This is a genomic window from Streptomyces sp. NPDC044002 (assembly GCF_056434525.1).
This window is the reverse complement of the sequence record NZ_JBWKEZ010000034.1, coordinates 21,330-32,272: the sequence shown is the minus strand read 5'-3', so window position 1 is coordinate 32,272 and position 10,943 is coordinate 21,330. Positions and strand designations below refer to the sequence as shown.

The 10,943-nt window shown below is 76.7% G+C and carries 4 protein-coding genes; all 4 read right to left on the bottom strand.

The features are described from left to right. Positions 1–95 precede the first annotated feature (95 nt). Genes nudC through AC07A6_RS24055 form a run of 4 tightly spaced genes read right to left on the bottom strand, consistent with a single transcriptional unit; the run spans position 96 to position 10,740 of the window. A complete protein-coding gene (nudC, locus tag AC07A6_RS24070) occupies positions 96–1,043 on the bottom strand; it encodes an NAD(+) diphosphatase (protein WP_007266403.1) in 948 nt (315 codons plus the stop codon). A 41-nt stretch (positions 1,044–1,084) separates the two neighbouring features. Then, positions 1,085–2,515 (bottom strand): dipeptidase, encoded by a 1,431-nt coding sequence (locus tag AC07A6_RS24065; RefSeq protein ID WP_478778470.1) that lies wholly within the window; start codon positions 2,513–2,515, stop codon positions 1,085–1,087. A gap of 10 nt (positions 2,516–2,525) precedes the next feature. Next, positions 2,526–6,614 carry a UvrD-helicase domain-containing protein gene (locus AC07A6_RS24060; protein WP_478778469.1) on the bottom strand — a complete coding sequence of 1,363 codons (4,089 nt, stop codon included), beginning with the start codon at positions 6,612–6,614 and terminating at the stop codon, positions 2,526–2,528. Positions 6,615–6,657: 43 nt separating this feature from the next. Beyond that, on the bottom strand, positions 6,658–10,740 hold the full coding sequence (locus AC07A6_RS24055) for a UvrD-helicase domain-containing protein (RefSeq protein WP_478778490.1): 4,083 nt from the start codon (positions 10,738–10,740) through the stop codon (positions 6,658–6,660). Positions 10,741–10,943 lie beyond the last annotated feature (203 nt).

The following is a 10,943-nucleotide window of genomic DNA, read 5'->3' as shown; positions in this document are numbered from 1 at the left end:
ACCCCCTCCCCACCCCCCCCCCCCCCCCCCCCCCCCACCCCCCCCCCCCCCCCCCCCCCCCCGGCCCGGACGGTCCGCGGCGGGGTGCCGGCGGCTCAGACCGCCGACGGCCCCTTGGGCAGCGGCTGCCCGTACCAGAGCTCGACGAGGCGGGCCGCGATGGAGATGCCCGACGGGGGCAGGACCTCGCCGGCCTCGATCGCGGCGCGGTAGTCCTCGCGGGAGAACCAGCGGGCCTCCTGGATCTCCTCGCCGTCGACCGTGATCTCCGAGCTGACCGCGCGGGCGTTGAAGCCCAGCATCAGGCTGTACGGGAAGGGCCAGGGCTGGCTGGCGACGTACTCGACCTCGCCGATCCGCACGCCCGCCTCCTCCCACACCTCGCGGACCACGGACTGCTCTATCGACTCGCCCGGCTCCACGAAGCCCGCCAGCGTCGAGAAGCGGCCCTCCGGCCAGTGCACCTGGCGGCCCAGCAGCGCCCGGTCCTGCTCGTCGGTGACCAGCATGATCACCGCCGGGTCGGTGCGCGGGTAGTGCTCGGCGCCGCAGCCCGGGCAGCGGCGGATGTGGCCGGCCGCCGCGACGACGGTGCGCTCGCCGCAGCGGGAGCAGAACCGGTGCATGCGCTGCCAGTTCTCCAGCGCCACCGCGTGGACCATCAGCCCGGCGTCGCGCGGGTTCAGCAGCAGCCCGGCCTCGCGCAGCCCGGCCGGGCGGGCCGACTGGTCCATGCGGCCCGGCAGGGAGTCCTTCTGCAGCGCGAAGTACCGTACGCCGTCCTCGTCCGTGCCCAGGAAGTACCGGTGCGTCTCGGTGACCGGGGCCTCGAAGGCGGGGGTCATCACGATGCCGGTGCCGCCGTCGGGAGTGTCGTCGATCAGCACCTGGCCACCCGAGACGACGAAGACGCGGGTCGTCGGGTGGCTCCAGGCGGCGGCGAGCCACGCCTCGTCGAGGCGGTGGTGCGCGGCGCGGTCGATGCCGCTGGGCGCGGTGAGCGACAGAGGACGCTCGGTGTGGGTGCTCACTGGTACTTCCAACTCCCCCGGTGGTGGGACAAGGCAGGCGTACGGGACGTGCTTCAGGCTGTGGCGGCGCCGGCCGCGGCGGGCTGCGGCGGCGACCAGTTCGCGGCGAGGTCGCCCCACAGGTAGGCGGTGGTCTCCACGCCCTTGAGGAGCAGGTCGAGCTCGACCTTCTCGTTCGGCGAGTGCCAGCCGTCGGACGGGACGGAGATCCCGAGGAACAGGACGGGCGCGTCCAGGACGTCCTGGAGGTCGGCCGCCGGGCCCGAGCCGCCCTCGCGGGTGAAGCGGACCTGCTGCCCGAAGGCGCGGCCCATGGCACGGACGACGGACTGCAGCGCCGGGTGGTCCAGCGGGGTGAGGCAGGGGCGGGTGGGCGCGCCGAAGGTGACGGAGTACCGGATCCCGGCGGGGACGCGGGTCCCGAGCCAGTCCCGGAAGGCCGCCTCGACCTCGTGGGGGTCCTGACCCGAGACCAGGCGGAACGACAGCTTCAGGTGGGCGGAGGCGGGCACGATGGTCTTGCCGCCGGGGCCCTGGTAGCCGCCGCCGATGCCGTTGACCTCGGCGGTCGGGCGGGCCCAGACGCGCTCCAGGGTGGAGTAGCCGGCCTCGCCGGCGGCCGCGTACGACTTGGCCGTGCGCAGCCACTCGGCCTCGTCGAAGGGCAGCTCGGAGATCAGCCGGCGCTCGGCCTCGGTCAGCTCGGCGATGCCGTCGTAGAAGCCGGGGAGCGTGACCCGGCCGTCCTCGTCGTGCAGCGCCGCGACGACGCGGGCGGCGACGGTGGCCGGGTTGGGCACGGCACCGCCGAAGGCACCCGAGTGGATGTCCTGGTCGGGGCCGTGGAAGTCGATCTCGCAGTCGGCGACGCCGCGCATGCCGGTGCAGACGGTGGGGGTGGTCTCGGACCACATGCCGGTGTCGGAGACGATCACGACGTCGGCGGCGAGCTCGGCGGCGCGGGCCTCGACGAGGTCGCGGAAGTTCGGGGAGCCGGACTCCTCCTCGCCCTCGATGAGCAGCTTGAGGTGCACGGCGGGGGCCTCGGCGCCGGTCGCGGCGAGGTGGGCGCGCAGGCCGAGGGTGTGGAAGAAGACCTGGCCCTTGTCGTCGGCGGCGCCGCGCCCGTACATCCGGCCGTCCTTGAGGACCGGCTCGAACGGCTCGGTGTGCCAGCCGTCGGCGAGGGCGGCGGGCTGGACGTCGTGGTGCCCGTAGACGAGGACGGTGGGGGCGGCCGGGTCGGCAGCGGGCCAGTGCGCGAAGACCGCGGGGGCGCCCGGGGTGTCCCACACCTCGGCGACCGGGAAGCCGGTCTCCTTGAGCTTCGCGGCGAGCCAGTCGGCGCTGCGGCGTACGTCGTCGGCGTGCTCGGGCTGCGCCGAGACGGAGGGGATGCGCAGCCACTCGGCGAGGTCGTCGAGGAAGGCGGCGCGGTGGGTGCCGATGTACGTGCGGACGACGTTGTCCGGGGTTTCGCTCATGGCCACGAGCCTAGCCGTCCGCCCGGGGGGCGCCGTCCGTGCCCGTTTTGCCTTGGAGGATCCGCTCAAGGCGCTCGCGTCCGGGCAGGTCACGGGGGCGGATCACGCGGCCGCTGCGGACGTGCAGGAAGGCCGCGGAAACCCGGTCGAGGGGGGTGCCGGTGGCTTCCGCCCAGGCGAGGCGGTACACGGCGAGCTGGAGGGGGTCGGCCTGGGTGGTGCGGCCGGTCTTCCAGTCGACCACCTCGTACGAGCCGTCGGGGTTGCGGTACACGGCGTCGATCCGGCCGCGGATCACCCGGCCGGCGAGGGTCAGCTGGACCGGGGCCTCCATCCGGTACGGGGTGCGCTCGGCGTACTCGCTGCGCTCGAAGGCGGCCTTGAGGGCGGCCAGGTCGGCCTCGTCGGCGACCTCCTGGTCGGAGCCGGGGAGGTCGGCGGCGGGGTCGAGGAGGTCGTCGAGGAGCGGCAGGGGCAGCTCGTCGAAGCGGGACTCCACCCAGGCGTGGAAACGGGTGCCCTGGCGCGCCGCGGGCTGCGGGGGCTTGGGCATGGGGCGGGCGAGATCGCGTACGAAGGCCTGCTCGTCGGCGGCCAGTCGCAGGAGCTGGCTCGCGGACAGGGCGGAGGGCAACTCGACGTCCCGCACGGCTGCGCGGGCACGGCGGAGCTCGCCCTCCAGGGCGTCGAGGTCCCGGTCCCAGGAGGCCACCGCCCGGGCCTCCTCGGGGGTGAGCGGGCCCTCCGGGGGGGTGTCGTGGGGGTACGGCTGCCGCTGCCGCGCGGGGGCGGGGGCGTGCGGGTCCGGCTGCGCCGGGGCCGTACCCGGACCGCCGGTCCCCGCCCCGGGCAGCACGGCTTCGCCGGCCCAGAGGTCGTCGGCCAGGCCGCCGGCGCCGCCGCCGGGCTCGCCCGGGTAGCCGGCGGCCTCGCCGGCCCAGAGGTCGTCCGGGGCCTGGGCCGTGGTGCCGGCCTCTCCCGCCCAGGGGTCGTCCGGAGCGGTGTCGGCGGCGTCCGGCGGGAGGTCCTTCTCCCCCACCCCGCCCCTTCCCGAAACCGGGGCTCCGCCCCGGACCCCGCGGGGCCCGTCCCCGGCTGCGCCGGTCCACCCGGGCACGGCTTCGCCGGCCCAGAGGTCGTCCCCCTCCGGGGACACCGCGGGGCCGCGGTGCCCCGCCCGGGGGTCGCGGTCATCCGTGCCGGAGGACCCCGCCGGGGGTTCGCCCCACGGGTCCACGGGCACGGCTTCGCCCGCCCACAGCTCGTCCCCGCCCGCCGAGCGGGAATCGCCCACGGTCTGGCCGGCCCAGAGGTCGTCCCCATCGGCTGCGCCGGGACCTGCGCCCGCGGCTTCGCCGGCCCGGGGGTGGTTCGCTCCGGCGCCGCCGGGGAGTCCCGCCGGGACGCCGGCCCACGGGTCGGCGGGTGCGGGCTCGCCCGCCCAGAGGCCGTCCCCGTCCGGGGACACCACGGGCACGGCTTCGTCCGCCCACGGGTCGTCCGCCGGAGGCAGCGGCAGGGGTTCGGTGTCGTACGACGGGTCCTCGCAGTGCGGGGGCCAGAGGTAGGGGTCGGTCGGTGCGGGTGGGGTGAGGTGGGCTTCGACCAGGGCGGCCGCCCGGCGGCGGAGGGTCAGGGAGGCCGGGTCCAGGGGCAGGGGCCAGGAGTGGTCCGGGGCGGCGTCGGCGGCCAGGGCCGGGTTCTCGGCGTCGGGCTCCGGTTCCTCCGCCCAGGCCTCGATCTCGCCGAAGCCGGCCTCGCAGTGGGCGTACAGGGCCTGCAGGAACGCCGAGGGGCCCCGGCGTCGCTTCTGGGTCGGGCCCCACCAGTGGCCCGAGGCGAGGAGGAGGGAGCGGGGGCGGGTGAAGGTGACGTAGCCGAGGCGGAGCTCTTCCGTCTCCTTGTGGGTCTTCAGGGCCGCCTTGAAGGACTTCAGGCCCGCCGAGGTCCACGCCGGGGCGGGCGGGAGGGTGTCGGTGTCGCCGCGCAGGGCGTACGGGAGGACCTTCGGGTGCGCGGTCCAGGCCTCGGGGGCCTTCTCCTTCGGGAAGGAGCCCGCGCACAGGTCGGGGACGACCACCACGTCCCACTCCAGGCCCTTGGACTTGTGGGCCGTGAGGACCTTCACCGTGTTCTCCCCGCCGGGGAGGGCGTGGTCGAGGCCCTTCTCGTACTGGGCGGCGGTGCGCAGGAAGCCGAGGAAGGCCGGCAGGGTGGCCTCGCCGTCCAGGGCGGCGAAGCCGGCCGCGACGTCCATGAAGTTGGAGAGGGTCTCGCGGCGGCGCGCCGCGAGGGCGTGGGGGGAGGCCGACAGCTCCACGTCCAGGCCCGTCGTGGCCAGGACGCGGTGCAGGACGTCCATCAGCGGGTCGGAGAGCGAGCGGCGCAGGTCGCGGAGCTCCTGGGCGAGGTGTGCGAAGCGGACCCGGGCGGCGGCCGAGAAGGGCAGGTCGCCGGGGGCCGAGCCGTCCAGGAAGGTTTCCAGCGCGTCGGCCAGGGAGACGACCTCGGCCGGGTCGACTCCCTCGACCGCCGCCGCGAGGCGTCCGTCGGGGCCGTCGGCGGCGTCGGGGCGGGCGACCAGCTGCCGGGCGAGGCGGCCGAGGAGGGCCAGGTCTCGGGCGCCGATCCGCCAGCGGGGGCCGATGAGAAGGCGTACCAGGGCGGCGTTGGCCCCGGGGTCCTGGAGCACCTCGCAGACGGAGACCAGGTCGGCCACCTCCGGGAGGTGCAGCAGGCCGGACAGGCCGACGACCTCGACCGGGACGTCCCGGGCGACCAGCACCGCCTGGATCTGCGCGAAGTCGGCGGCCGAGCGGCACAGCACCGCGATCTCGCCGGGCTCCCGGCCCGTGCGGACCAGGTGGGCGACGGAGTCGCCGAGCCACTCCAGCTCCTCGGCGTGGGTGTTCAGCAGGGCGCAGCGGACCGTGCCGTCGCGCTCGGCGCCCGGGGCGGGGCGCAGCGCCTCGACGCCCTCGTGCATGGCGCGCAGCGGGGCGGCGAGGCCGTTGGCGAGGTCGAGGAGGCGGCCGCCGCTGCGGCGGTTCTCGCTGAGGGAGAGGCGGGTCGCGGGGCGGCCGTCGGCGTGCGGGAAGTGTTCGGGGAAGTCGTCGAGGTTGGCGACGGACGCGCCGCGCCACCCGTAGATGGCCTGGCAGGGGTCGCCGACGGCGGTCACCGCGTGCCCGGTGCCCCCGCCGAAGAGGCCGGACAGCAGCAGCCGCTGGGCGACGGAGGTGTCCTGGTACTCGTCGAGGAGGACCACCCGGAACTCGTCGCGGAGCAGGGCGCCGACCTCGGGGCGGGTGGTGGCGAGCCGCGCGGAGAGGGCGATCTGGTCGCCGAAGTCGAAGAGGTCGCGGGAGCGCTTGGCGGCGCGGTAGCGGGAGACCAGTTCCAGCAGCTCCAGGCGGCCGCGTACCGCCTCGGGGACCTTGCGCAGGTCGTCGTTGGTGAGCTTGGTGCCGGCGAGGACGCCGAGGAGCTCCGTGTCGTACGCGCGCAGTGCGTCGGGCTCGACGAGGTGCTCGGAGAGTTCCCCGTCGAGTGCGAGGAGGTCGCTGACCAGGTCGGGGACGGACTTGGTGAGGGAGGGGTAGGGGCCGGGGGCCTCGCGGAGCACCCTCGCGGCGAGCTGGAAGCGGGTGGCGTCGGCGAGGAGGCGGGCGCTGGGCTCCAGGCCGATGCGCAGGCCGTGGTCCTTGAGGAGCTGCCCGGCGAAGGCGTGGTACGTGGAGATGCGGGGTTCGCCGCCGGCCGTCCCGGCCTCGACGTCGGCCGGGGAGGGGTCGGGGTCGGTGACGCCGGCCTGGGCGAGGGCCTTGCGGACGCGCTCGGCCAGCTCGCCGGCGGCCTTGTTGGTGAAGGTCAGGCCGAGGACCTGTTCGGGGGCGACCGCGCCGGTGCCGACGAGCCAGACCACGCGGGCGGCCATCACGGTGGTCTTGCCGGAGCCGGCGCCGGCGACGATCACCTGGGGGGCGGCGGGGGCGGTGACGCAGGCCAGCTGTTCGGGCGTGAACGGGATCCCGAGGAGCTCCTTGAGCTGCTCGGGATCGTCGAGGGCGGGGGCCCGCCCGGACACGTACGCGGTCACCTCAAAAGGCTAGCCGGAGCCGCCGACACTCCCGGCCCGCGTCTCATTCCACGGTCTGGCGGCCCTCGGGGCGGGCGCTGCAGGCGCTGCGGAAGCTGCAGCGGGCGCAGTGTTCGCCGGTGGCGGGGGCGAAGCGTTCGTCGAGGACCCGGCCGGCGGCGGTGGCCAGCAGGTCGCCGACCCATTCGCCGCCGCCGGAGCCGCCGCCGGAGCCCTCGCCGGAGCCGTCGCCTGACCCGGACCCGGACCCGGACCCGGACCCGGAGAGCGGTTCCTGGGCCTGGATCTTGGGGACCGCGTCGCCGCCGTCGCGTTTGGCGGCGCCCTGGCGCAGCTGGACGAGTTCGGCGCCGCCGGGTTCGGGGCGGCGGCCGTCGAAGACCTCGTCGACGGCGCCCTCGCGGACGGCGAGCTGGTAGACGGCGAGCTGCGGGTGGCGGGCGACCTGGTCCTTGGTCGGGGCGCCCTTGCCGGTCTTGAAGTCGACGACGTACGCGCGGCCCTGCGGGTCGGCCTCGACGCGGTCCATGGAGCCGCGGATCCGTACGGCGTACTCGCCGGCGTCGAGGGTGACGTCGAAGTCGTGCTCGGTGGCGACGGCGGAGCGGCCGCCGCGGTCGGTGGTGTGCCAGCGCAGGAAGCGTTCCAGGGCGGCGCGGGCGTTGTCCTTCTCCTGGCGGGACTTCCAGGGGGCGTCGAAGGCGAGGGCGTCCCAGACGGAGTCGAGGCGTTCCATGAGGACGGCCAGGTCGGCGGGGGTGCGGCCGGAGGCGACCTCGTCGGCGAGGACGTGGACGACGTTGCCGAAGCCCTGGGCGGCGGTGGAGGGGGCGTCGGCCTTGACCTCGCGGCCGAGGAACCACTGGAGGGAGCAGGTGTTGGCGAGCTGGTCCAGGGCGCTGCCGGAGAGGGTGACGGGCCGGTCGCGGTCGCGCAGCGGCACGGCGGAGGCGGTGGGCTCGTACAGGCCCCACCAGCGCTGCGGGTGCGCGGCGGGTACGAGCGGGCGGTCCTCGTCGTCGGTGAGCGCGGCGAGGCGGGCCAGGCGCCGGGCGGCGGCGTCGCGCAGGGCGGGCGAGGCGTCGGGGTCGACGGTGGTGGCGCGGAGCTCGGCGACGAGCGCGGGCACGGCGAGGGGGCGGCGGGGGCGGCCGGTGACGTCCTTGGGGGTGACGCCGAGTTCGGTGAGGAAGCGGGAGGGCTGGTCGCCGTCCTCGGCGGGGGCCTTGACGGCGGTGACGACGAGGCGGTGGCGGGCGCGGGTGGCGGCGACGTAGAACAGCCGCCGCTCCTCGGCGAGGAGGGCGCCGGGGGTGAGGGGTTCGGCGAGGCCGTCGCGGCCGATGCGGTCGGCTTCGAGGAGGGAGCCGCGGCGGCGCAGGTCGGGCCAGAGCCCTTCCTGGACCCCGGCGACGACGACGAGGCCCCACTCCAGGCCCTTGGAGCGGTGGGCGGTCATCAGGCGTACGGCGTCGGTGCGGACGGCCTTGCCGGTGAGGGTGTCGGCGGCGATGTCCTCGGCTTCCAGCTGTTCGAGGAAGTTGAGCGCGCCGCGGCCGCCGGTACGTTCCTCCGCGCGGGCGGCGTTGTCGAAGAGGGCGCAGACCGCGTCGAGGTCCCGGTCGGCGTTGCGGCCGCCGGTGCCGCCGCGGCGGGCCTGGCGTTCGAGGCGCTGCGGCCAGGGGGTGCCGTCCCAGAGGGTCCAGAGGGCCTCCTCGGCGGTGCCGCCGCCCTGGAGCAGCTCGCGGGTCTTGCGCAGCAGCAGGCCGAGGCGCTGCGCGCCGCGGGCGTAGGCGGGGTCGTGGGCGGTGAGCCGCTCGGGCTCGGCGAGGGCGCGGGCCAGCAGCACGTCGGAGGGCGCGGGCACGGCGACCCCGGCGGCCCGCTCCTCGTCCCGCAGCGCCCGCCCGAGCCGCCGCAGGTCGGCGGCGTCCATCCCGCCGAGCGGCGAGGTCAGCAGCGCCAGCGCCCCTTCGACCCCGACCCACCCTTCGCCTCCGGCGGTCACGGGGTCCTCGGGGCCGCCCCCGGGCACGTCGGATCCGGCCTCGGCGGGGGTCTCGGGGTCACCCCCGGTGGCGTCGGCTCCGGCCTCGGGGCCGGTGCCTTCGGTGGTGTTGTCGAAGCCCGCCTCTGCGGGGCCGGACGTGCCGACACCGGGGCCCGTGGGAAGGTCCCGCCCGCCCGCCCCGAAGTCGCGAGCGAGCTCGCCCGCCTCGGCGCCTGCGGCGCCCGGTCCGGCGGGGCCGAGCCCGGACGGGTCGGGTACGACGGAGGCGCCGTCGGCACCCGGCGCCACCGCCACGGCGCCGCCGGGCAGCGGCTCCGCGTCGGCCTCGGCGCCGCGGCCGGGGGGAAGGTCCCGCCCGCCCGCCCCCGAGTCATGAGCAGCCTCACGCACCCCGCCGCCTGCGGCGCCAGGACCCGCCGGGGCCTCACCGCCCGGATCGGACCCGGCCGGGTCCGGCAGCGTGCCTGCGGCACCCGGCGCGGCCGGATCAGAGCCCGCCGGCTTGGCAGCCTCCGGCAGGAGGCCGGTCACCGGGGCGGCGCCGGGGAGGGCTGCGGCCGATACGGCCGCGCCCGACCGGGCCGTGGCAGCCGGATCCGTGCCCGCCAGGGCAGCCCCGTCACCGTCCCCGCCCGGCAGGGCGGCCGCCTCCGGCAGGGCCGAGCCGTCCATATCCCCACCCAGCACCGGGGCAGCCCCCGCCGACGGGCCGGGCGTACCCGGCAGGGCGGCCCCGGTCCGGTGTTCGCCCGGCAGGGCAGCGGCTCCGGTCGGCAGGGGGGCGCCCTCCTGGTCCCCGTCCGGCTGGACAGCCCCGTCCCGCACCCCGCCCGGCATGGCAGCGGCAGCGGTGAGGCGGAGGGCCGTCAGGAGGGGGGAGACGGCGGGTTCGTGGCGGAGGGGGGTGGACGCGGCGTCGGTTTCCGCCGGGACGCCCGCCGCGATCAGGGCGCGGCGCATCGCCGGGAGGGTGCGGCCGCCCGCGCGGACCAGGACGGCCATGTCGCCCCAGGGGACGCCGTCCTCCAGGTGGGCGCGGCGCAGCACGTCGGCGATGTTGTCCAGCTCGGCGCCGGCCGTCGGGTAGGTGTACACCTCCACGGTGCCGCCCTCCCGGGCCGGGGCGAGGTCCCGGTGGGCGCGGACGGCGGCCGCGGGCAGCCGCGGCAGGGGCATGCGGGCGGTGAGGAGGCGGGTGGCGGCCAGGAGGTTCGCGCCCGAGCGGCGGCCCGTCGTCAGGGCGCGGACCCGCGCTCCCGGGAAGGCCGACTCGAAGTCGAGGACGTTGTTGATGTCGGCGCCGCGGAAGGCGTAGATCGACTGGTCGGGGTCGCCGAAGGCCACCAGCGTCCCGGCCGGCCCGTTCAGCGCGCGCAGCAGCCGCAGCTGGGAGGCGTCGGTGTCCTGGTACTCGTCCACGAGGATCACGTCGTACGCGGCCGAGAGGGCCGGGGTGGTCTCCGCCAGCAGGACGGCGCGGTGCAGGAGCTCCGCGTAGTCCAGGGAGCCCTGGAGGTCGAGGACGTCGAGGTACTCGGAGAGGAAGGCCGCGGCGGCCTTCCAGTCGGGGCGGCCGATGCGCTCGGCGAAGGTGGCGAGGGCTTCGGGGCCCAGGCCCAGTTCGCGGGCGCGGGCCAGGACGGCGCGGACCTCGTCGGCGAACCCGCGCGTGGTCAGCGCGGCCCGCAGGTCGTCCGGCCAGCGGATGGACCGCAGCCGCCGCTGGCCCTCCAGCAGGGTGCGGACCATCACGTCCTGCTCCGGGCCGGACAGCAGCCGCAGTGGGTCCGCGAAGAGCTCGTGGTCCTGGTGGGCGCGGACCAGGCCGTAGCAGAAGGAGTGGAAGGTGGTGGCCTGCGGGGCGCGGGCGCCGCCGAGCCGCAGGGCGGCGCGGTCGCGCAGCTCCACGGCCGCCTTCCGGCTGAAGGTGAGGATCAGGATCCGGGCGGGGTCGGTGCCGGCCTCGACCCGGGCGGCGGCGGCCTCCACGAGGGTGGTGGTCTTGCCGGTGCCGGGGCCGGCCAGGACCAGCAGGGGTCCGCGGGTGTGATCAACCACCGCCTGCTGGGCTGCGTCCAGAACAGGGGGAGCCACCTGGACCGGCCCGGTGCGCACCAGGCGGTACGCGTCGGACGTGCGCGTACGCCGCTCCGAGCGGCCGGGGGGAGAGGTGATCACGTGGGGTGCCGGTCCTGGTGGGTCTGCGGTTGCTGCGGTCTGCCCGGCGGCCGCGGCGGTCGGGAGGACCACGGCCGCGTACGCCGAAGAGGCAACGCTACGCCAACCGCGCCGGCTGCCGCAGTCCGTCCCGCGGGGTG